This window comes from Chroococcidiopsis thermalis PCC 7203 (genome assembly GCF_000317125.1).
Lineage (GTDB): Bacteria > Cyanobacteriota > Cyanobacteriia > Cyanobacteriales > Chroococcidiopsidaceae > Chroococcidiopsis > Chroococcidiopsis thermalis.
In genome coordinates this window covers 6,166,993-6,193,000 of sequence record NC_019695.1, presented here as the reverse complement: position 1 = coordinate 6,193,000, position 26,008 = coordinate 6,166,993, and the positions used below count along the sequence as shown (strand labels likewise).

At 46.3% G+C, this 26,008-nt stretch carries 19 protein-coding genes, 2 tRNA genes and 3 rRNA genes; 17 read left to right on the top strand and 7 right to left on the bottom strand.

What is annotated here, in order from left to right:
* Positions 1–82: 82 nt before the first annotated feature.
* From CHRO_RS26970 to metK, 3 genes are all read left to right on the top strand, one after another.
* Positions 83–1,177 carry an ATP-binding response regulator gene (locus tag CHRO_RS26970; RefSeq protein ID WP_015157397.1) on the top strand — a complete coding sequence of 365 codons (1,095 nt, stop codon included), beginning with the start codon at positions 83–85 and terminating at the stop codon, positions 1,175–1,177.
* 273 nt (positions 1,178–1,450) lie between these two features.
* On the top strand, positions 1,451–2,818 hold the full coding sequence (locus tag CHRO_RS26965; RefSeq protein ID WP_015157396.1) for an aldehyde dehydrogenase family protein: 1,368 nt from the start codon (positions 1,451–1,453) through the stop codon (positions 2,816–2,818).
* Positions 2,819–3,074: 256 nt separating this feature from the next.
* Positions 3,075–4,334 carry a methionine adenosyltransferase gene (gene metK / locus CHRO_RS26960; RefSeq protein ID WP_015157395.1) on the top strand — a complete coding sequence of 420 codons (1,260 nt, stop codon included), beginning with the start codon at positions 3,075–3,077 and terminating at the stop codon, positions 4,332–4,334.
* Between the two features lie 147 nt (positions 4,335–4,481).
* On the opposite strand, the gene moeB is transcribed toward metK, so the two are convergent.
* From moeB to CHRO_RS26945, 3 genes are all read right to left on the bottom strand, one after another.
* Positions 4,482–5,654: a molybdopterin-synthase adenylyltransferase MoeB gene (gene moeB / locus CHRO_RS26955; protein WP_015157394.1), complete on the bottom strand. Its 1,173-nt coding sequence runs from the start codon at positions 5,652–5,654 to the stop codon at positions 4,482–4,484.
* A gap of 180 nt (positions 5,655–5,834) precedes the next feature.
* Positions 5,835–6,314 (bottom strand): M67 family metallopeptidase, encoded by a 480-nt coding sequence (locus CHRO_RS26950; protein WP_015157393.1) that lies wholly within the window; start codon positions 6,312–6,314, stop codon positions 5,835–5,837.
* A gap of 15 nt (positions 6,315–6,329) precedes the next feature.
* A complete protein-coding gene (locus CHRO_RS26945) occupies positions 6,330–7,310 on the bottom strand; it encodes a 3'(2'),5'-bisphosphate nucleotidase (protein WP_015157392.1) in 981 nt (326 codons plus the stop codon).
* 167 nt (positions 7,311–7,477) lie between these two features.
* Here CHRO_RS26945 and CHRO_RS26940 point away from each other — a divergent pair, with 167 nt between their 5' ends.
* The 6 genes from CHRO_RS26940 (at position 7,478) to CHRO_RS26915 (ending at position 14,916) form a co-directional block, all read left to right on the top strand.
* Positions 7,478–8,725, top strand: a complete 1,248-nt coding sequence (locus CHRO_RS26940) for a glycoside hydrolase family 10-like protein (RefSeq protein WP_245570519.1) — start codon at positions 7,478–7,480, stop codon at positions 8,723–8,725.
* A 239-nt stretch (positions 8,726–8,964) separates the two neighbouring features.
* Positions 8,965–10,456, top strand: a 16S ribosomal RNA gene (locus CHRO_RS26935).
* Between the two features lie 180 nt (positions 10,457–10,636).
* A tRNA-Ile gene (locus CHRO_RS26930) sits at positions 10,637–10,710 on the top strand.
* 222 nt (positions 10,711–10,932) lie between these two features.
* Positions 10,933–13,813, top strand: a 23S ribosomal RNA gene (locus tag CHRO_RS26925).
* A gap of 74 nt (positions 13,814–13,887) precedes the next feature.
* Positions 13,888–14,005: ribosomal RNA gene (gene rrf, locus CHRO_RS26920) — 5S ribosomal RNA — on the top strand.
* Together the 16S, 23S and 5S rRNA genes with 1 tRNA gene alongside form the textbook arrangement of a ribosomal RNA operon.
* Before the next feature lie 134 nt (positions 14,006–14,139).
* Positions 14,140–14,916, top strand: a complete 777-nt coding sequence (locus CHRO_RS26915) for a class I SAM-dependent methyltransferase (protein WP_015157390.1) — start codon at positions 14,140–14,142, stop codon at positions 14,914–14,916.
* Between the two features lie 58 nt (positions 14,917–14,974).
* Here the strand turns inward: CHRO_RS26915 and nadA are convergent, their stop codons facing one another.
* Positions 14,975–15,949 carry a quinolinate synthase NadA gene (gene nadA / locus CHRO_RS26910; RefSeq protein WP_015157389.1) on the bottom strand — a complete coding sequence of 325 codons (975 nt, stop codon included), beginning with the start codon at positions 15,947–15,949 and terminating at the stop codon, positions 14,975–14,977.
* A gap of 162 nt (positions 15,950–16,111) precedes the next feature.
* Here nadA and CHRO_RS26905 point away from each other — a divergent pair, with 162 nt between their 5' ends.
* Both CHRO_RS26905 and CHRO_RS26900 read left to right on the top strand, forming a co-directional pair.
* Positions 16,112–17,038 carry a TIGR04168 family protein gene (locus CHRO_RS26905; protein ID WP_015157388.1) on the top strand — a complete coding sequence of 309 codons (927 nt, stop codon included), beginning with the start codon at positions 16,112–16,114 and terminating at the stop codon, positions 17,036–17,038.
* A 61-nt stretch (positions 17,039–17,099) separates the two neighbouring features.
* A tRNA-Ser gene (locus CHRO_RS26900) sits at positions 17,100–17,184 on the top strand.
* On the opposite strand, the gene CHRO_RS26895 is transcribed toward CHRO_RS26900, so the two are convergent.
* Positions 17,185–19,137 (bottom strand): ABC-F family ATP-binding cassette domain-containing protein, encoded by a 1,953-nt coding sequence (locus tag CHRO_RS26895; RefSeq protein WP_015157387.1) that lies wholly within the window; start codon positions 19,135–19,137, stop codon positions 17,185–17,187.
* 131 nt (positions 19,138–19,268) lie between these two features.
* Positions 19,269–20,087, bottom strand: coding sequence for an NAD(+) diphosphatase (nudC, locus tag CHRO_RS26890; protein ID WP_015157386.1), 819 nt, complete (start codon positions 20,085–20,087; stop codon positions 19,269–19,271).
* A 156-nt stretch (positions 20,088–20,243) separates the two neighbouring features.
* Here nudC and mug point away from each other — a divergent pair, with 156 nt between their 5' ends.
* A complete protein-coding gene (mug, locus tag CHRO_RS26885; protein WP_015157385.1) occupies positions 20,244–20,795 on the top strand; it encodes a G/U mismatch-specific DNA glycosylase in 552 nt (183 codons plus the stop codon).
* Here the strand turns inward: mug and CHRO_RS26880 are convergent.
* Positions 20,752–21,333 (bottom strand): PadR family transcriptional regulator, encoded by a 582-nt coding sequence (locus CHRO_RS26880; protein WP_015157384.1) that lies wholly within the window; start codon positions 21,331–21,333, stop codon positions 20,752–20,754. The genes mug and CHRO_RS26880 overlap by 44 nt on opposite strands.
* 57 nt (positions 21,334–21,390) lie before the next feature.
* On the opposite strand from CHRO_RS26880, the gene CHRO_RS32990 reads away from it, so the two are divergent.
* From CHRO_RS32990 to egtD, 5 genes are all read left to right on the top strand, one after another.
* Positions 21,391–21,582 carry a hypothetical protein gene (locus tag CHRO_RS32990; RefSeq protein ID WP_015157383.1) on the top strand — a complete coding sequence of 64 codons (192 nt, stop codon included), beginning with the start codon at positions 21,391–21,393 and terminating at the stop codon, positions 21,580–21,582.
* 119 nt (positions 21,583–21,701) lie between these two features.
* Complete coding sequence (locus CHRO_RS26875) at positions 21,702–22,112, top strand: hypothetical protein (protein ID WP_015157382.1); 411 nt, start codon at positions 21,702–21,704, stop codon at positions 22,110–22,112.
* 501 nt (positions 22,113–22,613) lie between these two features.
* Positions 22,614–23,402 carry an ergothioneine biosynthesis protein EgtC gene (gene egtC, locus CHRO_RS26870; protein WP_015157381.1) on the top strand — a complete coding sequence of 263 codons (789 nt, stop codon included), beginning with the start codon at positions 22,614–22,616 and terminating at the stop codon, positions 23,400–23,402.
* Positions 23,377–24,687, top strand: a complete 1,311-nt coding sequence (locus tag CHRO_RS26865) for an SUMF1/EgtB/PvdO family nonheme iron enzyme (RefSeq protein ID WP_015157380.1) — start codon at positions 23,377–23,379, stop codon at positions 24,685–24,687. The genes egtC and CHRO_RS26865 overlap by 26 nt, the downstream gene beginning before the upstream one ends.
* 230 nt (positions 24,688–24,917) lie before the next feature.
* Positions 24,918–25,955 carry an L-histidine N(alpha)-methyltransferase gene (egtD, locus tag CHRO_RS26860; RefSeq protein ID WP_041462656.1) on the top strand — a complete coding sequence of 346 codons (1,038 nt, stop codon included), beginning with the start codon at positions 24,918–24,920 and terminating at the stop codon, positions 25,953–25,955.
* The last annotated feature ends 53 nt before the right edge of the window (positions 25,956–26,008 follow it).

Below are 26,008 nucleotides of genomic sequence, written 5' to 3'. Positions count from 1 at the left end.
GAACGACAAGGAAGAATGATACCAACGAATAGATATTTAGAAAATATTAAAATCTTAATTTATTGAGCAGCGTGCGGATTTCATGACTATCCCATCCTCCAAAGCCGACCGAATTCTCGTGGTTGACGACTCTCCCGATAATGTGTTCCTAATTCAAACGATTTTGGAGGAAGAAGGATACACCATTACTACGGCAGAAGACGGTCCCACTGCAATAGCAGAAGTTGAAAAATCACCGCCTCATCTCGTTCTGCTTGATGTGATGATGCCAGGAATGGATGGGTTTGAGGTGACTCAGCGCCTCCGGCAAAATGCCAAACTACCTTTCATTCCAATTTTACTGATTACTGCTTACGACCAACCTAGTGTGGCTAAAGGTTTGGATACGGGTGCAGACGATTTTATCCGCAAGCCTGTCGAAGTCGAAGAACTTTTGGCAAGAGTGCGATCGCTACTACGGTTGAAGCACAGCGTAGACGAACGGGATGAAATTGCCCGTCAAAGAGAAGATTTTGTCTCTCGTTTAACGCACGACCTTCGGACTCCCCTTGTTGCTGCCGACCGAATGCTCGTACTTCTCGCGCAAGGGGCGTTAGGAGAACTATCGCCACCGATCCATGAAGCGATCGCAACGATGATTCGTAGCAATCAGAATCTGCTGCAAATGGTCAATACGCTGTTGGAAGTCTATCGTTTTGAGGCTGGGCGCAAGACCTTGGCATTCTTTCCAGTAGACTTGCAAAATTTGCTAGAAGATATCGTAAAAGAACTATCTCCTCTGGCACAAGATAAAGGTGTATCGCTCCAGTTACAACAACAGCAGCCAATTCCATCTGTGCAAGTTTCTGGCGATCGCTTGGAATTGCATCGTCTCTTTACTAATCTGGTGGGCAACGCCCTTAAATTTACCGATAAAGGTTCCGTTACCGTTTGCGTGTCTACCAATCCTGACTCTTATTTACAAGTAGACGTGATCGATACGGGTTCCGGTATTTCCTTTGAAGATAGAGAGACTTTGTTTCAACGATTCCGTCAAGGTAGCCATAGGCGTTCCGGTAGCGGCTTAGGACTGTATTTATCACGCCGCATTGTCGAAGCCCATCAAGGTACGCTACAAGTTGATTCCGAACTTGGAAAAGGTAGTACTTTTAGGGTGAGCCTACCTGTGATGAAGTAGATTCGCTTGTTGTTTGTCATTCGTCATTTGTCATTTGCAAGGGCGATCGCTCACATTGAGCTAGACTTTTCTGCAATTGATTTTATGAGAAGCGATCGCTGTTGCGACTTGTTTTAAAAACCTAATTGTAGTAAAGTAGTTTAGTTCAATAATGGAAATATAAGCGCAATTTAAAAAAGCAAGTATATTCCCATTATGAAGTAAATTATATCAATATTGTATGTGCTATTGCAAGCACTTCACTATCAAAGTGTAGTGAAATAATTAAAAAATATGAATTACTCCGAGCTGCTACGCCAACAAAGAGAATTTTTTCAAACTGGTAAAACGCGATCGATAGACTTTCGGCTTGCCCAGCTAAAAATCCTCAAACAGGCGATAGTTGAGTACGAAATTGCTATTAACGAGGCATTACAAGCAGATCTCCATAAACCAGTTGTTGAAATATACTTAACAGAAATTACCGTAGTCAAGAAAGAGATCGACTACGCCATCAAACATCTAAAAAGTTGGATAAAACCCCATAAAGCTGCCGTTCCGCTTGAACAACTACCTGGTGCTGGCAAAATCTATCCAGAACCGCTAGGAATTGTTTTAATTATTAGTCCGTGGAATTATCCATTGCAGTTAGCTATTACTCCACTCGTGGGGGCGATCGCAGCGGGCAACTGTACGATTATTAAACCATCAGAAATCGCTACTCACGCTGCTGCGGTCTTAGCTAAAATGTTACAAAAATATTTTGATTCCACATATATTTCAGTGGTGGAAGGCGGAGTCGAGACTAGCCAAAAACTATTAACAGAAAAATTTGACCATATATTTTTTACTGGTGGTACAAACGTAGGTAGAATTGTGATGGAAGCGGCAGCCAAGCACTTAACTCCAGTTGTCTTAGAACTAGGTGGTAAAAGTCCTTGTATTGTCGATACTGACATCAATCTTGAGTATGCTGCCAAGCGAATTACTTGGGGAAAATTTATTAATGCTGGACAAAGTTGTATTGCCCCCGACTATCTTTTAGTCCCGGAAGCAATTAAACAACAATTTATCGAGAAAATTCAAAAATGCATCGCTGAATTTTACGGCGCGCAACCCGCGAATAGCCCCGATTATGGCAGAATTATCGATCGCAAACAATTCGATCGCTTAGTTGCCTTGCTAGCGGATGGCAAGATAGTTTTTGGGGGAGAAACAGATGCCGAGTCACGCTATATTGCACCCACTGTCATTGAGTTAGCTTCCCTAGACGTGCCAGCAATGCAGTCAGAAATTTTTGGTCCCATTTTACCAGTCGTGACTTACCAACATATATCTGAGGCGATCGCGATCGTTAATCAAGGATCGAAACCGTTGGCTTTATACCTCTTTTCTCGTGACAGAAACCTGCAAAAGCGCGTTCTAGCAGAAACTTCCTCTGGTAGCGCCTGCATCAACGACACCGTATTGCAATTTGTCGTTCCCACACTACCCTTTGGTGGAGTGGGTAGTAGTGGCATGGGAAAATATCACGGCAAGGCTAGTTTTGACATATTTTCGCACTACAAGAGCGTACTGTATCGTTCTCTGGCGATCGAGATTAATTTACGCTATCCTCCCTATCGCGGCAAGTTACCCTTACTTAAGCGCATTTTAGGTTAGCTGTGAAACGATCGAACTTTACACAGACTTAATACACCTGTTGCGTTAAGATGGCAAATTTCCTACTAGAATTTTTACAAACCGACTTGTTTGAGATAGGCTAAAATACACACCGTCTATCTAGCTTTTAATCGCTGAGGGGATAGCACCCACATAATAATTGTAAATAGTGGTAAAACGGCGGCGATCGCCGATTGACATAGCTACACTCAAAGCAAACTTACTCAATATCAGCAACTCCAAGGAGGAACTGCCTTTGTCTCGTCGCTACCTATTTTCCTCAGAATCAGTCACTGAAGGTCATCCTGATAAGATCTGCGATCAAATTTCCGACACTATCTTAGATGCACTACTGGCGCAAGACCCCACCAGCCGAGTCGCAGCAGAAGTAGTCGTTAACACTGGATTAGTCTTAATTACTGGTGAAATTACTAGCAAAGCTCAAGTTAATTATGTCAATTTAGCTAGACAAAAAATTGCTGAAATTGGCTACACCGATGCTGTCAATGGCTTTTGTTCCAATAGCTGTTCCGTACTAGTTGCCCTAGACGAACAATCGGCTGATATTGCTCAAGGCGTTGATACAGCGCACGAAACTCGCGAAAAATCTAGTGAAGAAATATTTGATTCTACGGGTGCGGGCGACCAGGGGATCATGTTTGGTTTCGCTTGTAACGAAACCCCCGAATTGATGCCTTTGCCTATCAGCCTTGCCCATCGAATTTCTCGCCGTCTAGCCGCAGTACGGAAAACTGGTCAACTGGCGTACTTGCGTCCTGATGGCAAAACTCAAGTTACAATTGCCTATGAAGACGGACGACCTGTAGGAATTGATACGATTTTAATCTCGACTCAGCACGCACCGACGATTGGCGACATCACCGACGAGAAAGCAGTGCAAGCCAAGATTAGAGAAGACCTCTGGTCAGCGGTTGTAGAGCCAGTCTTTGCCGATATTGAGGTCAAACCAGACGCACAAACTCGCTTTTTAGTCAACCCCACAGGCAAGTTTGTCATTGGCGGTCCCCAAGGTGATTCTGGCTTAACTGGACGTAAAATTATTGTCGATACCTACGGTGGATACTCACGGCATGGTGGCGGTGCTTTTTCTGGTAAAGACCCCACTAAAGTAGACCGCAGTGCGGCTTATGCTTGCCGCTACGTGGCAAAAAATATTGTTGCTGCTGGGTTAGCTGACAAGTGCGAAGTACAACTGAGTTATGCGATCGGTGTAGCGCGACCCGTTAGCATTTTAGTAGAAACATTCGGCACTGGCAAAATTGACGAAGACCGTTTGCTGGAGTTAGTCCAACAGAATTTTGAACTCCGTCCAGCTGGTATTATCCACGCCTTCAACTTGCGTAACCTACCAGCTGAAAGAGGTGGTCGCTTCTATCAAGATGTTGCTGCCTACGGTCATTTGGGACGAAATGACTTAGACTTGCCTTGGGAAAAAACCGACAAAGCAGACATCTTAAAGCAAGCATTAAATCAACCTGTTTCAGCGACAGTTTAACCAAACATAGGTAGTTCTTCAAGTAGAGACATTGATTTAATGTCTCTACTTTTTTTGTACCTACACATATCAGTAGGAGCGCACATCTGTGCGCTCCTACCTGGGGATATTGCATTATTTCCCCCTTTCTAAGGGGGTTAGGGGGATCTAATATTGAGGCACAGAAGGATCGACTTCCTGACTCCAGGCAGTAATTCCACCCTTTACATTCGTCCCTTCAATCCCAGCTTGCTTCAAAATACCCAAAGCCTTAGCCGATCGCATTCCTGCTTTACAATGAGCAATTAACCGATGACCGTTGAGTATCTCTTTTACCTTCTCCACACCTTCCCCATTCTCAATATCTGGCAAAGGCACTAATACCGAACCGGGAATTTTCGCAATTTCATACTCGTGCGGGTTACGCACATCTAGCAGCACGAAATCATCAGCACCACTATCGAGTAACTGCTTCAATTCCTGTACCGTCATTTCTTGAATATTCATCTGCTGTTTTGCCTCCTCTGCTTTCGCTTGGGGAATCCCACAGAATTGTTCGTAATCTACTAACTTTTCAATTACCGGACGCACGGGATTGGGACGCAACTTCAACTCGCGGAACTTCATATCGAGGGCATTGTATAACAACAAACGCCCGCTCAAAGTCGTTCCTTTACCCAAAATGATTTTGACAGTTTCTGTTGCTTGAATTGTGCCAATGATGCCACACAGCACTCCCAGTACTCCACCTTCAGCGCAGGAAGGAACCATCCCAGGTGGTGGGGGTTCGGGATATAAATCGCGGTAGTTAGGACCACCCTGATAGTTAAATACAGTCGCTTGTCCTTCAAATCGGAAAATAGAACCGTAAACATTCGGTTTATCTAACAACACGCAAGCATCGTTTACCAAATACCGCGTAGGGAAATTGTCAGTTCCATCAGCGACGATATCGTATGGTTTGAGGATTTCCAGCGCATTTTCCGAACTCAAGCGCGTTTCATAAAGGTCAACCTGGCAATGAGGATTAATCTCTAGAATTCGCTCTTTAGCAGATTCAATCTTCGGTTTCCCAACCCAAGATGTGCCGTGAATCACCTGACGTTGTAAATTGGAGCGATCGACGATATCAAAATCGACAATCCCGATGCGTCCGATCCCAGCTGCCGCTAAGTATAACAACAGGGGCGCACCTAAACCTCCCGTACCGATACACAGTACGCTGGCGGCTTTCAAACGCTTTTGTCCTTCCAGTCCGACTTCTGGCAAAATCAGGTGACGGGAAAAACGTTCGTATTCTTCTTGTGAGAGTTGGATTTCATCCAAATTGGGATTGAGCATAACAGTTTGATGGAAAGGAGCGGATTAACATCGTCTCCGGTTGATTACCATCATGAGGGGGTGATGGGGAGATGGAATCTATCTTGAATACAGACAGACCCTACATCGTATCTTAAATGGAAAAACACTAGATACGATCGCGATACAATTCTTAAATTTTGGTGCTTAAATTTGCGATCGCTAAATTAATCTTTCTACGACAATCTCTTCTGGTTGGAACTGATGGTTATCGTCAAGGCTCCAACTCAATACGTCTCTAGCCTTGCCTTGGAGAACTGAAACAATGATATACGAATAGGCTTGCCACCCACAGAGGCGATCGAATTCTGATGGAATTGCGGGATGGTCGGGGTGGGAATGATAAATCCCAATAATATCAAGTTGGCGATCGCGTGCCTCTTTTTGCACTTTCAACATCACTTCTGGGGCGATCGTGTAGTAAGTATTCTTCTGCGTGCCTAAATTCAGATTTGGATCGATCGCTTGAAAATCTGCGGCAGCTGTTGGATTCCAATCATTTTCAGTTGCGATCGCCTCTACTAAAATTTTGTCATCCTGACTCAACTTACCCAGCAATAAGCCACAGCACTCATGTGGATAAGTACTTTCTGCGTGGCTGCAAATCAGCCGCAAATGTTCGACTGTTAACCTAATACTCACAAGCTTTAAATTGACTTAAACTTTCTCTTGCAGTGCATCCAACACGGCATCATATATATCGCTACTACTAGCAATAATGCCCCGATTATTGAGCATCTTAGCATTAGCAGCAAACTCCAAAGGCTTACCGTACATATCTGAAACACGACCGCCAGCCTCTTCTAAAACGATTGCTCCTGCGGCATGATCCCAAATATTTTCGCGGTAATCGGGATATTCTGCCCAAGGCAGTCGTAAATAAAGAGCAGCTTCACCCCTAGCAACTACGGCATATTTCGCCATGCTATCGATCGAGAGTGGCTCGGGAGCCATGCCAACTGCTTGCGCGATCGCTCGTTGTAAAGGCAAATTACCATGTCTTGACTCTACACTCTCCGTCGAACGGAAATTGTGTTTGTTCGCAGTTCTCGCCCCTAAAATTGGCTGAGAAACCCCACTTTTTAAAGCGATTTGAGTTGTTCCCTGTCCCCTCACAGCTACAAATAAAACTCCTCGTTCGCCTTGTGGCTGATTCAAGTCTAGTGGTAATGCTGGACAACCCATCACCCCTAGCTTGACTTCTCCATCCTCAATCAAAGCGAGAGCGATCGCATATTGATCGCCGCGTAAAAATCCTTTTGTCCCGTCAATCGGATCTAGAGTCCAAAAGCGACCGCCTACTTGACCGTTACCGCGATCGATCCACTCCAAGACAGTCTCAGCAGATGTTTCTGGAATATGTACCCGCACGTAAGATGCGATTTGTTCCAGTTGCTCAGACATATGCGGTTGGCGCAGCAACTTTGCATCTTCTTCCCCTACAACTGCATCTTGAGGAAAATCTGCCGCGATCGCTTGACAGATAATTGCCTGAGCGCCTAAATCTGCAATTGTGACTGGACTAAAATCTGGTTTTTCTATTGCAGCAACCAGGCAATCGTTTTGAATTTGCGTGCAGAGTTTGATTGCTCCGATTACAGATGCGATCGCCACCTGTTTTTCTAATTCGTATGCCATCAGCTACTTCCTCAGACATAGCATCCAGGCTGGATTATGACACATAGCTAGAAAGAGTGGTAGAGGCGCACGGCTGTGAACCCTTACGACAAACTCGTTAACTTAACTCTTTACAATCGGTTGCGAGTCTATATGAAATTTGACAATCTTCCACTGACAAAAGAGATGTGCGACGATCGAATCCACTGCCAACAAATTCTCAAAAGGACGGATTACTGGTGAAGGGTAAGCGTCAAGCTTGGTTTATGACTTTATTCAGTCTATGTATGGCGATCGTCTTGCTACTACACCTACCGCTACAAGTAGCATCTCAGCCTCACCCTGTAGAAACTGAAGTGCGGGGAGTGTGGTTGACCAATGTTGACAGCGATGTTTTGTTTTCCCGCGATCGCTTGAGCAAAGCTTTACAACGATTGGCAAAATTAAACTTCAACACGGTTTATCCTACCGTTTGGAATCGCGGCTATACTCTCTATCCCAGCTCTGTAGCAGAACGTACAATTGGGAGGTCGCTCGATCCCAATCCGAAGTTGAAAGGAAGAGATGTTTTAGCCGAAATTGTCCAACAGAGTCACCAGCAAGGACTGAGCGTTATTCCCTGGTTTGAATTTGGGTTAAAAGCACCCGCCAATTCCGACCTCATCCGCCGTCATCCAGACTGGATTACCTATCGCCGCAACTCCCGCCGAATTTCTAAAGGAAATAAATATAACCAAGTTTGGCTTAATCCCTTTCATCCAATGGTGCAACGATTTATCGTCAACTTAGTTGCCGAGATTGTCTTGAAGTACGACATAGACGGTATCCAAATCGACGATCACTTCAGTTTGCCTATTGACTTAGGCTATGACACGTTTACTACCCGACTCTACCAGCGGGAAAATGGCGGTAAGAAGCCGCCTGCCAATCCTCGTCATCCGCAGTGGATGCGCTGGCGTGCTAACAAAATTACGCAGTTAATGACCCAAATTTATCAAGCGGTCAAAACTCGCAGACCTGACTGTCTCGTGACTCTAGCGCCAAATGCTCACGAATACGCTTATAACACGTCTCTACAAGATTGGCGTACTTGGGAAAAAAAGGGTTTGGTAGAGGAAGTCGTCTTACAAGTCTATCGAGATGATTTGAAAACTTTCGTTAAAGAAATAGAGCATCCAGAAATCAAAGCAGTCCGTAGCCGTATTCCTGTCAGTATAGGTATATTGGCAGGTTTGAAAAAGCGTCCTATTCCTATGAAGCGGATTGAACAGCAGGTTCAAGCAGTCCGTAATCGAGGATTTGCAGGAGTATCTTTCTTCTTCTACGAAAGTTTGGGCGATCGCGATTCTGCTTTCCGGTCCATGTTTCCTAACACTGTAGCGCGACCGCAAATCTCCCACGGTTGGGCAGGGACTACTCAGGGAGTCAAGCAGTAATGTTTAAGAATTCTTCAAACCGGTGTGGGAAGGGAATTGGGGGGAAGTCAAAATTTTTTTCACCAAAAGGGTTGACACATTTGGTGGAGATTAGATAGATTAATAAAGCGCCGGAGGAGAGAGGGACGCGAAGCGACCTTCCCAAGGGCGACCGAACCTAGAAAAGAGTATAGTTTGAAAGCGCCAACAAGCACAAGAGGTTGGTGTCGAATTAAGAGAAGATAATTGAGTTAAGGAAAAAAACGGAGAGTTTGATCCTGGCTCAGGATGAACGCTGGCGGTATGCTTAACACATGCAAGTCGAACGGAGCTTTTCGGAGCTTAGTGGCGGACGGGTGAGTAACGCGTGAGAATCTGCCTTTTGGACCGGGACAACTGCTGGAAACGGCAGCTAAGACCGGATGTGCCCTTGGGTGAAATATTCATAGCCAAAAGAGGAGCTCGCGACCGATTAGCTAGTTGGTGGGGTAAGAGCCTACCAAGGCTGCGATCGGTAGCCGGTTTGAGAGGACGACCGGCCACACTGGGACTGAGACACGGCCCAGACTCCTACGGGAGGCAGCAGTGGGGAATTTTCCGCAATGGGCGAAAGCCTGACGGAGCAATACCGCGTGAGGGAGGAAGGCTCTTGGGTCGTAAACCTCTTTTCTCAGGGAAGAAGCAATGACGGTACCTGAGGAATCAGCATCGGCTAACTCCGTGCCAGCAGCCGCGGTAATACGGAGGATGCAAGCGTTATCCGGAATGATTGGGCGTAAAGCGTCCGCAGGTGGCACATCAAGTCTGCTGTCAAAGCCCCCAGCTTAACTGGGAAGAGGCGGTGGAAACTGGTGAGCTAGAGAGCAATAGGGGTAGAGGGAATTCCCGGTGTAGCGGTGAAATGCGTAGAGATCGGGAAGAACACCAGTGGCGAAAGCGCTCTACTAGGTTGCAACTGACACTGAGGGACGAAAGCTAGGGGAGCGAATGGGATTAGATACCCCAGTAGTCCTAGCCGTAAACGATGGATACTAGGCGTTTCTCGTATCGACCCGAGGAGTGCCGGAGCCAACGCGTTAAGTATCCCGCCTGGGGAGTACGCACGCAAGTGTGAAACTCAAAGGAATTGACGGGGGCCCGCACAAGCGGTGGAGTATGTGGTTTAATTCGATGCAACGCGAAGAACCTTACCAGGGCTTGACATGTCTGGAACCCGTGGGAAACTATGGGGTGCCGAAAGGAGCCAGAACACAGGTGGTGCATGGCTGTCGTCAGCTCGTGTCGTGAGATGTTGGGTTAAGTCCCGCAACGAGCGCAACCCTCGTGTTTAGTTGCCATCATTCAGTTGGGCACTCTAGACAGACTGCCGGTGACAAACCGGAGGAAGGTGGGGATGACGTCAAGTCAGCATGCCCCTTACGTCCTGGGCGACACACGTACTACAATGCTACGGACAACGGGAAGCCAACCAGCGATGGGGAGCAAAGCCCAGCAAACCGTAGCTCAGTTCAGATCGCAGGCTGCAACTCGCCTGCGTGAAGGCGGAATCGCTAGTAATCGCCGGTCAGCCATACGGCGGTGAATACGTTCCCGGGCCTTGTACACACCGCCCGTCACACCATGGAAGTTGGCCACGCCCGAAGTCATTACTCTAACCATTCGTGGAGGAGGATGCCGAAGGCAGGGCTGATGACTGGGGTGAAGTCGTAACAAGGTAGCCGTACCGGAAGGTGTGGCTGGATCACCTCCTTTACAGGGAGACCAACTTCAGTAACCAGTAGAGAGTGACCGGTGCCGATTGTATCGGCAAAGGCACTAACACCAAGCTGGAAACTGAGGACATCCCGAGGTCGGACGACACTGACAAAACAGCTCGAGTGCAGCAACGCTTTCAAACTAGAACTGGTTCGGTAGGAGCGGTACCACCAGTAGGGGCTATTAGCTCAGGTGGTTAGAGCGCACCCCTGATAAGGGTGAGGTCCCTGGTTCGAGTCCAGGATGGCCCACCTCAAAGAACTGAGAATTTCCAGTTCGAGATTCAAAAAAATTGAAACAAGCAATTGGTCAAGTCAAATCCAGTGGGATGTGATAGACTAGTCAAGTTGAGTAAAATTCAGCACTGTCTGCGAGTGGAGACAACTGCTGGAAATTCTCCAGCGAGCACCTTGAAAACTGCATAGAGATAAGAGAAATAGTCAGGTAGAAAACCAAGTATTTGCGAAATAACTGGTCAAGCGAAATACAGCTGACGGTGGATACCTAGACACGCAGAGGCGAAGAAGGACGTGGCGACCGACGAAAAGCTTCGGGGAGCTGGCAGCAAGCACTGAGCCGAAGATATCCGAATGGGGCAACCCCCTTGTACAGCCTGTTGAATCCATAGACAGGTATGAGCCAACCCAGCCAACTGAAACATCTTAGTAGCTGGAGGAAAAGAAATCAAACGAGATTCTCCCAGTAGTGGTGAGCGAAAGGAGAACAGCCTAAACCAGAGTACAAGTATTCTGGGGTAGTGGGACAGCGAGATGGAAGCACTAGACTAGACGAAACGATTGACAAATCGTACCAAAGAGGGTGATAGTCCCGTAGTCGAAAGTTGAAGTGCTACTAGCTGAATCCCGAGTAGCTAGGGACACGGGAAATCCCTAGTGAATCAGCCGAGACCACTCGGTAAGGCTAAATACTACTGCGTGAGCGATAGAGCAACAGTACCGCGAGGGAAAGGTGAAAAGAACCCCGATAAGGGGAGTGAAATAGAACATGAAACCGTCAGTTGACAAGCAGTGGAAGGATGATTCAACGTCCGACCGCGTGCCTGTTGAAGAATGAGCCGGCGAGTTATAGTCACTGGTATGGCGAATAGCCACAGCGAAAGCGAGTCTGAAGTGGGCGAATTATCAGTGTATATAGACCCGAACCTGGGTGATCTAACCATGGCCAGGATGAAGCTTGGGTAACACCAAGTGGAGGTCCGCACCGACCGATGTTGAAAAATCGGCGGATGAGCTGTGGGTAGGGGTGAAATGCCAATCGAACCCAGAGCTAGCTGGTTCTCCCCGAAATGTGTTGAGGCGCAGCGGTAAGTGATAATTGCTGGGGGTAAAGCACTGTTTCGGTGCGGGCGGCCTCAAGCTGTACCAAATCGAGACAAACTCAGAATACCAGCAACAATCTTACTAGTGAGACGGTGGGGGATAAGCTTCATCGTCAAGAGGGAAACAGCCCAGACCGCCAGCTAAGGTCCCCAAATCAAAGTTAAGTGGCAAAGGAGGTGGGAGTGCACAGACAACCAGGAGGTTTGCCTAGAAGCAGCCATCCTTGAAAGAGTGCGTAATAGCTCACTGGTCAAGCGCTCCTGCGCCGAAAATGAACGGGACTAAACTTTGTACCGAAGCTGCGGACTTGTAGCGATACAAGTGGTAGGGGAGCGTTCTGCGATAGGGTGAAGCACTAGCGGCAAGCAGGTGTGGACGAAGCAGAAGTGAGAATGTCGGCTTGAGTAGCGCAAATATTGGTGAGAATCCAATACCCCGAAACCCTAAGGGTTCCTCCACAAGGCTCGTCCGTGGAGGGTTAGTCAGGACCTAAGGCGAGGCCGAACGGCGTAGTCGATGGACAACGGGCGAACAATCCCGTACTGAAGATTAGTTGTGCAGAGGGACGGAGAAGGCACGCACCAGCCAGATGTTGGTTACTGGCGCAATTAACCGAGGCATCGAGAAGCGGCGAAAACGCTTCGAGCTGGGGTTAAGAGACCGAGGGTCTACGGACCCGAAGTGGTAGCGGTCAAGCTTCCAAGAAAAGCTCTAAACACGTTAACTAATCGTCACCTGTACCCAAAACCGACACAGGTAGGGAGGTAGAGAATACTAAGGGGCGCGAGATAACTCTCTCTAAGGAACTCGGCAACATGGCCCCGTAACTTCGGAAGAAGGGGTGCCTACGCAAGTAGGTCGCAGTGAAGAGATCCAGGCGACTGTTTACCAAAAACACAGGTCTCCGCAAAGTCAATAGACGAGGTATGGGGGCTGACGCCTGCCCAGTGCCGGAAGGTTAAGGAAGTCGGTCAGGGCCTTGAGCCTAAAGCTGGCGACCGAAGCCCCGGTGAACGGCGGCCGTAACTATAACGGTCCTAAGGTAGCGAAATTCCTTGTCGGGTAAGTTCCGACCCGCACGAAAGGCGTAACGATCTGGATGGTGTCTCAGAGAGAGACTCGGCGAAATAGGAATGTCTGTGAAGATACGGACTACCTGCACCTGGACAGAAAGACCCTATGAAGCTTTACTGTAGCCTGGAATGGTGTTCGGGCTTTGCTTGCGCAGAATAGGTGGGAGGCAATGATTCACTCCTTGTGGGGAGTGAGGAGCCGCAATGTGAGATACCACTCTGGCGAGGCTAGAATTCTAACCCGCGACCGTTATCCGGTCGGGGAACAGTTTCAGGTGGGCAGTTTGACTGGGGCGGTCGCCTCCTAAAGTGTAACGGAGGCGCGCAAAGGTTCCCTCAGGCTGGTTGGAAATCAGCCGCAGAGTGTAAAGGCAAAAGGGAGCTTGACTGCAAGAGTGACAACTCGCGCAGGGTGGAAACACGGCCTTAGTGATCCGACGGTAGTGAGTGGAAGCGCCGTCGCTCAACGGATAAAAGTTACTCTAGGGATAACAGGCTGATCTCCCCCAAGAGTCCACATCGACGGGGAGGTTTGGCACCTCGATGTCGGCTCATCGCAACCTGGGGCGGAAGTACGTCCCAAGGGTTGGGCTGTTCGCCCATTAAAGCGGTACGTGAGCTGGGTTCAGAACGTCGTGAGACAGTTCGGTCCATATCCGGTGCAGGCGTTAGAGTATTGCGAGGAGCCTTCCTTAGTACGAGAGGACCGGGAAGGACGAACCGCTGGTGTACCAGTTATCGTGCCAACGGTAAACGCTGGGTAGCCAAGTTCGGAGCGGATAACCGCTGAAAGCATCTAAGTGGGAAGCCCACCTCCAGATGAGTACTCTCATGAATTAAATTCAGTAAGGTCACCCACAGAACATGGGTTGATAGGTCAGTGGTGGAAGCGTGGTAACACGTGCAGCCGACTGATACTAACAGACCGAGGGCTTGACCACAACCAAATCATTGGCGGACTTGACAATTTTCTCTTTCTATGCAGTCTTCAGGGTGAACTCCACCCGACAGCTTTCCTGGTGCGCATGGCGTTGTGGACCCACTCTGATTCCATCCCGAACTCAGGTGTGAAACGCGACTGCGGCGACGATACTCTGGGGGTCGCCCCACGGGACAATAGCTCCGCGCCAGGTCGATTTTTCAATCGAAGCCTCTCTAGGAATAGAGGGGCTTTTTTATGACACACATCGCAAAGTCTTGTTTTAGTTAAACTTACATAATAAGGTACAGAAAGGTACAGGGTAAATTTTTTCAAAAGATAGAGTTAATGCAGAGCAAGCAAAATTTGATAGCTCTCAGAAAGGCACAGTTTCAGCAGCGCCTCTTACTTAATCATCAGTTGATTGAAATAGTCAAGCATACAGACAGCCACGCTTTTTTGACAAATCCAGCTGCTCACAATGTTTATCTATACTTGACGAACTACGTCCGAGTTTGTTCTGAAGCTTGGTTTAAAACTAAGTTAACAACTTTGCGCGTACTAGATTGGGGATGCGGTAAAGGTCACATTTCTTTTTTACTACGTGAAATGGGTGCTATGGTAACTAGTTGTGATGTGACTAGTGGTGCAGCATTTGGTCAGGATGCGCCTATTATCGATCGCGCATCCATATCAGTCGTCTCTTTAGAACATCCCTATTTACTTCCCTTCAATGATGCTAGCTTTGATGTCGTCCTGAGTTTTGGTGTTCTCGAACACGTTTCAAACGATCTTGCGTCTTTACATGAAATTCGGCGAGTGCTTAGTCCACAAGGCTTATTCTTCTGTTTCTTCTTGCCCTACTACTTATCTTGGACTCAACGGCTAGCACATTTACGAGGAGACTTTTATCACGATCGCTTGTATAGTAAAAAATTGGTAAAACATCTCCTCACCCAGAGTCAGTTTCAGCTCATCGATCTCTGGCATAGACAAATTCTACCTAAAAATCGTATTTCCTACGTTAACCATCATAGTTTTGAAAGCTTAGATCGGTGGCTAACTGAAAATACTTTTCTCAAATACATTGCTACTAATATTGAGTTTGTAGCTTTCAAAAATTAAACTCAGTTCATATGGAAGATATATATATTTCAACCATGTGTTAACCGTAGACTCAGATTTACTTAACACTCATTGCTAACATACGCTGTAGTGGCTTCAAGGCAGCCGTGACGATCTCTTCTGATAATTTAATTTCTGGACTGCGGTTCTTCATTGCTAAATAAAGCTTTTCTAAAGTATTCAGACGCATATAAGGGCATTCATTACAATTACAATTATTATTCATGGGTGGTGCAGGAATAAAGTTTTTGTGGGAAGCTTCTTTCCGCATTTGATGAATAATGCCTGGTTCAGTGGCAACGATAAAAGAACTCGCGGTACTCTTTTGACAAAATTTTAACAAAGCTGTTGTAGAACCAACATAATCTGCATGACGCAAGATAGGAGGTTCGCATTCAGGGTGAGCTAAAACTTCCGCTGCTGGATGCTGAATTTTTAATTGAACGAGTTTCTTTTCTGAAAATGTTTCATGAACGATACAGCTACCTTGCCACAGCAACATATTTCGACCAGTTTGTTGCATGACATATCGCCCTAAATTGCGGTCTGGAGCAAAAATAATTGGTCGATTTAGAGGGATTTGGCGTACAATCTGCACCGCATTAGAACTGGTACAAATAATATCGCTCATCGCCTTAATTTCGGCAGTACAGTTAATATAAGAAATGACTAAGTGGTCTGGATGTGCTGCTTTGAAAGCGGCAAACTCTTGAGAAGGACAGCTATCTGCCAAAGAACAACCTGCTGCTAAATCTGGCAAAAGTACGAGTTTATTAGGATTGAGAATTTTGGCTGTTTCTGCCATGAAGTGAACGCCAGCAAAGACAATAACTTCAGCATCAGTCTTCGCAGCTTGTTGAGCCAATCCTAATGAGTCGCCAATATAATCAGCAATGTCTTGAATGTCTGGTTCTTGATAGTAGTGTGCCAAAATTACAGCGTTCAGCTCTTGTTTTAAAGCTTGAATTGCTGCAAACAAGTCTACAGGTATTTCACGGGCTGGATTATTTTGGACGATCGCAGTTGTAAACACAATTCAAATAGATAAAACTTACAATTTCTGGTCTTCTTGCAATTATAGTATTTTTTACCAAAACTGGGTGATGGTAGAGGCAAAATCTTTCCTAACACCTAACGGTAGTGCCAAAAGCCGTCATGCTTTTCTATGCTGGATAAAGAAGATCGGGAATGAAGCATGACCAGTCAAAGCAAACAGGATGAAACAACCGTCATTGCAGTAGTCGGTGATATTCACGACCAATGGGAAGCAGCAGATGGCATAATATTGCAAAAACTAGGCATCGACCTTGCTTTATTTGTAGGTGACTACGGCAATGAATCAGTAGATGTAGTCAAAGCGATCGCCGATCTCGACATTCCTAAAGCAGCAGTGTTTGGCAACCACGACGCTTGGTATACCGCTACTGCGTGGGGTCGCCAGAAGTGTCCTTACGATCGAAAAAAAGAAGACTGGGTGCAAGAACAAATAGACTTATTAGGAGAAGCCCATGTTGGTTATGGCAAACTAGACTTTCCTAAACTAAACTTAACTGTTGTTGGTAGCCGTCCGTTTACTTGGGGTGGTTCGAGCTGGAAAAACGAAGACTTCTATCAAGAAAGATTTGGCGTAGCAAGCTTTGAGGAGTCTACCGCACGCATTATAGCAGCAGCTCGTAGCGCCACCTACGATACCGTCATTTTTCTCGGACATAACGGACCATCAGGATTAGGAGATTGCCCTGAAGACCCTTGTGGCAAGGACTGGCAACCCTTGGGGGGTGACTTTGGCGATCCAGATTTGACAGAGGCGATCGCGCAAACTCGTGCCGCAGGAAAACAGATTCCTTTGGTCACATTTGGTCATATGCACCATAAACTACGCCACACCCAAAAGTACTTGCGTAAGCCAGTTCATGTTGCCCGCGAAACAGTTTACCTCAATGCTGCTAGCGTACCTAGAATCGTTGAAAATGGCAGCGATCGCCAGCGCAATTTTTCCTTAGTCTATCTCCAATCTGGGATAGTATCTCAAGTGTCTCTCGTTTGGGTAGATCGAGATGATCAAATAGCATCAGAGCAAATCCTTTATCAGCAACAAAGTCAGCTCGTGCAGCCTGCATAGAAAATAGAATGTGCTATCATTTATTAGCTTTTAGATCTAGCTAACAGCTAGTAGCTAAATTGGAGAGGTGGCAGAGTGGTCGATTGCGTTCGACTTGAAATCGAATGTTCCGAAAGGAACCGTGAGTTCGAATCTCACCCTCTCCGTTAATCATTTTCACGTTCTGCCAGTTCTAACCAACGTTCGGTTGCCGTGTCGATTGCTTGCACTAATTGAGCTAACTGCTCGGATAACTGCTGCATTTCGGTAAAATCGCTAGGAGGGTTGTTGTAGAAAATCTTTTCTAGCTCTTCCTTTTGCGTTTCCATCTCGGGAATTTGAGTTTCTAGCGTTTCATATTCCCGTTTTTCTTTGAAAGATAGCTTGCGCGATTTGGCTGCGGGAATCGTAGGGGCGCACAGCTGCGCGCCCGTACCGGAGTCGGGAATCGGGAGTGAATTTCGACTTTCAGCTTTTGGCTTTTGACTCTCAACTTTTGACTTTTCTTCCTCTTCAGCTTGCTTGTATTCCAAATACACTGAGTAGTTGCCTGGATATTGACGCAGATTGCCACCAGATTCGATCGCAAAAATAGTCTCCACCGCGCGATCGAGAAAATAGCGATCGTGGGAAACAACGATCGCGCAACCGTTAAAGTCTTCTAGATACTCTTCTAATACCGCTAGCGTTTGTACATCTAAATCGTTTGTCGGTTCGTCTAAAATCAACACGTTAGGCGCACTCATCAGCACGCGTAACAAAAACAACCGCCGCTTTTCTCCGCCAGACAGCATGTGGATGGGTGCATATTGCTGGTTGGGGGGAAACAGAAACCGTTCCAACATTTGGGAAGCCGTAATGATGCTTCCATCGGCTGTTTTAACCAACTCTGCTACATCTTTGAGATATTCGATAACTCGCTGATTTTCATTCAGCGTCAAATCTTCAGAATGTTGGTCGAAATAACCAATATGAATTGTGGAACCAATTTCCACCGTACCGGAATCGGGCTGCACTCGTCCGGTAATAATATCCATCAGCGTCGATTTTCCCGCGCCGTTACTGCCAATAATGCCAATGCGGTCTTCGGGATTGAATGTATATGTAAAGTCTTTGATGAGAAGGCGATCGCCGTAGGATTTGCTAATATTTTCTAACTCAATTACCTTTTTCCCAATCCGCCGCCCTGGAGTAGAAATTTCTACCTTACCCTGCACTTGCTTAAATTCCCGCGCCTGCATCTCGTAGATGCGATCGATTCTGGCTTTTTGCTTAGTGCTACGGGCTTTTGGACCTCGTTTCAACCATTCCAACTCTCGCCGTAGCACTCCGGCGTGTTTGTGCTGACTGCTGACGGCTGATTCTTCTGCTTCTGCCTTTTTTTCCAGATAATAAGCATAGTTACCGGAATAAGTATAAAGGTCACCGCGATCGATCTCGATAATGCGATTTGTGACCCGATCCAAAAAGTAGCGATCGTGAGTGATGAGTAACAGCGCACCGCGAAACCGAGTTAGATAACTCTGCAACCACTCAACAGACAGTGCATCTAAATGGTTTGTCGGTTCGTCCATCAACAACACATCTGGTTCCGACAGTAAAGCTGCTGCTAGCGCGATTCGCTTGCGATAGCCCCCAGAAAGATTGCTGATTTTGGCATCAAAATCTTCAATTCCTAACTTGCTAAGAATGACTTTAGCATTAGTTTCTACTTCCCATGCTCCCAATGCTTCAATCTGCTGGGAAACCTTCGACAAACGCGCCATGAGTTTATCGAGATCGCCCTGTCCGTGCGCGAGTTTGTCGGAAATTTCTTCGTATTCCCGCACTAGCGCCATCTGTTCGCCACCATCGGCAAACACTTGTTCTAAGACAGTATGATTCTCATCTAAATTTGGCTGTTGGGGTAGGTAGACAATTTTAGCTCCCGAATTTACCCAAATTTCACCGCTATCTATTGGTTCCAGTCCGGCGATCGCCTTGAGTAATGTTGATTTACCAGAACCATTCACCCCAATTAGCCCGACTTTATCGCCTTCATCCAGGCTAAAGCTAGCATCTTTCAAAATTTCCTTGATGCCAAAGTCTTTTTTAACCGATCGCAGCGTGAAAATAGTCATGGGTTATAGGTAAGCTACCAATTACCTAGTCTAACGTTGATGCGTAGGGGCGGGTTTTGACCAAAGATTGCTGGTTGGGGCGATCGATCTGTCTGCTAAACCCGCCCGTACAAAAGTCAAAACAATTATTTTCAGTGAGTCGAGACAAACCAATCGATTAATTTACGAGCAATACTCAACTTTGGGGGAATTTGAGGTAAATTATGCTTGTTAAACCAACCAGCATCCACTAGTTCTTCTGGTTCGATCGCAATTTCACCACTAGCATAGGTGGCTGTAAACCCAATCATCAGAGAATTGGGAAAGGGCCAAGGTTGGGAACCAAAATAGCGAATGTCTTTCACTTCAATCCCGACTTCTTCGCGCACTTCTCGCACTACAGTTTCCTCTAGCGATTCCCCTGGTTCGACAAATCCAGCTAATATACTGTACATCTTGGGTGGAAATCTGTGAGCGCGAGCTAATAATAATTCCTCACCGCGAGAGATGAGGACGATAACCGCAGGTGAGAGGCGGGGATAATTGACTAAGCCGCAGTTAGGACAGCGTTTCGCCCGTTCGTGGGATAATTGGGTGGTAGGAGTGGCGCAGTAGCCGCAGTATTGATGGGTGCGATTCCATTCGACAATTTGAATCGCACGACCGCTCAGGATGAATAAATCTTCGTCCAACGTGCCGTATAATTCCCGCAGCCCTTGTAATGTCATGCCTGTGGGTGTAGATATATCTTTGGGGAGTTCGGCACAGTAGCAGGGGCGATCGCCTAATGTACCGAGAAATTGCGTCCGTATAGGAATTAAGCCAATCTCTTCTAGACTAGTGAGTTGGGGGATTTGATTCGCTGTTCCTTCTTGATGTACTAGTAGTTTTTTACCTACAAAGGCAAACCACCAAGCGGGTACGGATTGTTCTACGGGTGGAGTAATGCCAGGAGTAAAGATATGATGCATTGTTAAGCTTTGGGGTCAAAGATTCGATTTTAGGTCACGCATCAGCCATAGGCGTTAGCGATAGCGAAGGCGAAGCCGTTAGCGTAGCGTTAGGCGCAGAGGCGCAAAGAAGAGCGCAAAAGTTAGCATTGTAGGAGCTGAATTTAATGTGAGGAGATGGTGCAACGCAAACCTACCACGGCAGAAATTCAAGCGGCATACGGGCGCACGGTTCCAGATATTATTGCTCCAAATTTAAATGTTTTGTTTTGCGGGATTAATCCTAGTCTCTATAGTGCTGCTGTCGGACATCACTTTGCCCGCCCAGGAAATCGCTTTTGGCGATCGCTTCACGCTGCGGGTTACACAGAACGGATACTGTCACCGTTTGAAGACCGGGATCTGTTACAGTTTGGTTATGGTTTGACAAATATCGTCGATCGCGCCACGGCTAGGGCAGATGAGTTAAAAGCTGAAGAATTGATCTTCGGTCAACAACAGTTAGCAGTCAAGATCGAACAATATCAACCGCGATTTTTAGCTATTTTGGGTATCAGTGCCTATCGGACAGCATTTTATCAGCCCAAAGCTATCATGGGAAGACAAGCTGAGTTATCGTCCGGCACAACGATTTGGGTATTACCTAACCCCAGTGGGTTAAACGCTCATTATCAAATAGCAGATCTTACGCGGGTGTATCGAGAATTGCTGCTGGCGGTGAAGGATTGAGCGCGTCTTGAGTGAGTACCTCGATCGCTGTCTTTAACCAATCAATATAAGTCTGTTCTTTGCGGATTGCTAGTTCTAATACCAGTCGTTGCATCAACTGTTCGCGGTTGTGTATAGGATTGCTCAACGTTGGTAGTTCTATTTGTTCGCATTCAGCCAACTTGTCACGTCGTGCTGCTAGCTGTCGTTCTAATAAGTGAATCGTAGCTTCATTTGACAGATGTGCGGCGAAAAATAATTGAATTGGTAGTGGATCTCTTACTGTTGGTATGGGTTGAGGGCTTTGTAGCCACTGAGTTAATTCGGCTTTTCCTGCTTCAGTGACGCTGTAAACTTTACGGTTGGGGCGATCGCACTGAATTTCAACCTTATAGGTAATCCATCCTTGCTCGACTAGTTTATCAAGGGTTCGATAAATTTGTGCCTGATCCGCAGACCATAAGTAAGTCATGCAGCGATCGAAGCAGCTCGTTTTCAAGTCATACCCTGTCCTTTTTGCTTGTAGGAGGAAGCCCAATATTGCGTGTGCTAATGACATACGGTTTTCTGTATATAAGGTAGTAAATTCCCCATCTTTTACTACCGATCTAATCTTATGTTACTATACGATAAGTCATATATAAGAGGCATCAATTATGATGCTGATAACGACTTACCACGACAAAGAGCGCTGACACAAAGACGCAAGGCTCGGACGCAGAACGTTGAGGAGACGGGTAGATGGAACTGTGTTAACGATAAAGTGCTAACAATAAAAGAGTCGCGATCGCCTGCCCATCAAATCTAAGTTGCGATTCGTACGTATATTGTCAAAAGCCGTTAACTGTTAAACTCCATCTGTAATAAATACCGCAGCAGCAAAAATTTCAACGATTAAAGACTATCGTAACGGGAGGATGGATTCCATTGACTTCTCACAAATTGCTACAACGAATACATCGACATCAATATCTGCGCGATCTGCGTAATAAATTGCTCTATTTACACCGTATATTGTTAGATACCGAACGCATTGCTTACGAACAAGTTAGCGGGCGAGTATCGAGTGGAGAACTGTTGCAATTAGCGATCGATCGCGAACAATTTGCTTGGCTACATCGCATCTCTGAATTAATCGTGCAAATTGATGAAATGTTGCAAGCAGATGAGCCAGTTACGCCAGGTATTATCAAAGAGTTGACTGCTTACACTCGCACGCTATTAACACCATCTGAAACAGGCGATGAATTTGCTAGAAGATACTACAAAGCCTTTCAGCAAGAACCGGCTGTTGTGTTAGCACATGCAGAAGTAACGCAGTTGCTAAATAGTCATTAGTCATTGGTCATTTGAAGATTTTGAGGGGCTGGCATCTTGCCAGTCCTTTAATTTAGTCTCAAATAAAAGTAGTTAATAGTGATACCAATTCTATTTATGCTTGCACTAAATCGGTCGCTCATAGCCCCCCTTGTTAAGGGGGGTTGGGGGGATCTTCCGTGGCGCAGTCAGATCAAAATGGTATGAATAGAAATAGTAGTTTATCTAGGTTAACTCTGCTTGATATTGAGAAAAAAGACTAGCAGAAAATAAGAGTCTAAAGCCTTCATCATGATGAGGAATATCTTTAACCAAGATCTTGAGCATTTCAAATACACTGCTCACACAAGGTTTCTTGACTTTTGACTTTTAACTTGTGTCATAAAAGGCGATCGCACGCTAAAATGTGAAACTGTGTAAAATTTTGCTTTTCTGGTTGCTAGAAGAATTTTAGCTAACACTCATGGAATTCTCAGCTAGAGAGCATAGTATCAACTGTAACGCAAGTATAAATACCTGAGTATGTGCCGTTTACTTGGCTACCTCGGTGAAACCGTATCGCTAGAAAAACTGCTGTACAAACCAGAACACTCGTTGATCGTCCAAAGCTATCAACCCCGCGAGATGAATTCTGGATTGCTCAATGCAGACGGCTTTGGAGTTGGTTGGTATCACGCCCAACGCGATACTAATCCGTTTGCCTATAAAAGCGTTCTACCAATTTGGAACGATCTCAATCTGCCCAGTTTGAGTCGTTATGTCGAGTCTGGCTGCGTGCTTGCCTACGTCCGCAGTGCTACGCTGGGACAAGCAGTCGATTTAAGTAACTGCCAACCGTTTGACAATCAAAAGCTTTTGTGCATTCACAACGGGCGGGTAGAAAACTTTCGTCAAACCATCTATCGTCCGATCCGCGATCGCCTCAGCGATTTTGCTTACCAGGCAATTAAAGGTAGTACTGACTCAGAACACATATTTGCGCTATTACTAGATGAAGTCCAAGCCAATCCATCTATGAGTTTAGAGCAAGCATTATCAGCTACCATAAACAATCTCGATCTATTGGCTAAGTCCCATCAAACTAGAGCTTCCGCCAACTTGCTGATAAGCGACGGCAAGCGTCTAATTGCTGCTCGTTTTGCCAGCGATCGCAACTCTCCCTCTCTCTACTGGCTGCGAGACGATCCAGCATTTCCAGCCGCAGTCATCATTGCTTCCGAACCTTTATTTAAAGGTGACTGGCACTCTATGCCAGAACATAGCATCGTCAGTGTAGGAGAAGACCTTGAAATCCAGTTCCATCAAATTTAGAGCAAGCGATCGCCCCCAGCAACGTCACCAACTAAAAGAATGGTACGAGCAGTGTCGTCAAGGAACTTTAGCTATATTCGAGCAAGTAGACGAGGAAACTTTCCGCGCTCAAGTACACCCCGACTTTAGCCCTGTGGGATGGCATTTCGGTCATATTGCCTACACAGAATCTCTGTGGTTGCGAGAGCGCAGTGCGGGACTAGCACCATTATTTCCCGAACACCGCCGCCTATTTATGGCTGACGGTTTACCAAAATGCGATCGCGTTAAGTTGCCAGGTAAAGCCGTTATTCGTCACTATCTAGATACAGTCAGAAAAGAAATTTTCCAAATCCTAGAAACAATAGACTTAGATCGACACGAACGCCTCTGGCGCTGGATGCTACAACACGAAAGCCAGCACTGCGAGACGATCGCGTTTTTATTGCAATTATCAGGGAGCAGGGACGAGCTGGGAGCAGGGAGCAGGGAAAAGAGAGTTGGGGGAGTTGGGGAGGCTGGGGAAGAAAATACCCATTACCCATTACCAACTACCAACTACCAAAATCAAATGATAAAAATCCCTGCTGGATATTTCGAGCAGGGGAGTAATACCACTGACGCTTTAGATAACGAGCGTCCAGCACATCAAGTTTATTTAGATACCTACTGGATCGATCGCTATCCCGTGACTTGCGCTGAATATCGCCTGTTTATGAAGGCGGGAGGCTATCATAATCCGGTGTGGTGGTCGGAAAATGGTTGGCAATGGTTGCAACGAGAACAAATCGCTCGACCCCTTTACTGGTTAGAAGATCCGCAATACGATAATCATCCCGTTTGTGGTGTCAGTTGGTACGAAGCCGAAGCTTATGCCAAATTTGCCGATAAACGCTTGCCCACAGAAGCCGAATGGGAAAAAGCTGCTAGCTGGGATGCATTAAATAGTCATCATCGTACCTATCCTTGGGGAGAAATAGAGCCAAACCTAGATCGGTGTAATCATAACTACGCGATCGCCCAAACAACACCAGTCAACGCTCATCCCAACGGACGCAGCGCCTATGGTTGTGAAGATATGTTGGGCAATGTTTGGGAATGGACTGCTTGTGTATTTGATGGCTACGCAGGTTTTGCCAGTTATCCCTACACTGGTTATTCCCAAGTTTATTTTGACGGACAGCATCAAGTTCTCAAAGGTGGCAGTTGGGCAACTCGTCCTTGGGCGCTAAGAGCGAGTTTTCGCAATTGGTATCATCCAGGCGTGCGGCAAATCTTGGCAGGGTTTCGGTGTGCGAAGAAATGAGTGGCTGGTGGCTAGTGACTAGCAACTAAACTCTTTTCTAGCCACCAGCCACTAGCTACTAGTCACTAATAACTGACAATTTTATGGGAAAATGCGTAAGGAATTGGTAGTAGCTGAGTTGATCTAACTCCAGCATGATTTTTTGCTAATTGGCTTTGTGTTTTACTTCTGAAGGTCGCAGACTATTGCAAATCGGCGATCGCGATTGGTATGTTTAAATTTGACGGAGGTTGAGCGTGTCCATATTTGAAACTGCAAGCAATATCTATCCCCGTTCCATCGAGCAACGCTTGCAGATAGAGAATCTCATCGCTCCCGCAGCGATCGCGACAAGCCGACTCACAGAAGGAAAAGACGCGATCGCGGGATTGACTCAAACGCCTAAAACCCTCCCACCGCGATACTTCTACGATGACCGAGGTTCGCAGTTATTCGAGCAAATTTGCGAATTACCAGAGTACTATCTGACGCGCACCGAAACAGCTATCCTGCAAAAATATGCAACTGAAATTGCGCGGCTAACAGGTGCGTGCGAACTCGTCGAATTGGGTAGCGGTAGCTCGACTAAAACGCGCATTCTCTTGGATGCTTATCACAAACTGGGATACCCACTACACTACATTCCAGTGGATGTCAGCGCGGGAATACTAGAGAGCAGTGCCAGACAACTTTTAGCCGACTATACCACGCTCAAAGTTCGCGCTTTAGCCAGTACCTACGAACTTGCACTAGAACGACTCGCGCCAACTCTTTTACCCAGTCGCACGATCTGTTTTATTGGTAGTACTTTAGGCAATTTGACCCCTTCAGAATCTGATGAGTTTTTCGCCCGGATTTTTGCAGCACTTGAAGTAGGAGAGTATTTCTTATTGGGTGTAGATTTGCAAAAGCCAAAATCAGTTTTAGAGGCAGCTTATAACGATCGCCAAGGAGTCACGGCAGCATTTAACCTCAATATGCTGCAACACTTAAACTGGCGCTATGACAGCAATTTTGACCTGCAAAACTTCGAGCATTGGGCTTTCTATAACGAAACCGAGCATCAAATTGAAATGCATTTGCGAAGCTTGCGATCGCAAACTGTACAGATGCGATCGCTCAATTTAGCCGTTGAATTTGCCGATCGAGAAACAATCAGAACTGAAATTTCTCGTAAGTTTAACCTCAAAACCCTACAGCAACAACTACAAATACAAGGATTAATCCCCATCCAAACTTGGACGGATACCAAAAATTGGTTCGGTTTGTTGCTATGTCAAAAGAAGTGAGTAGTAAATAGTGAGTGGCTAGCGACTAGTGGCTAGTGACTAGATAAGAGTCG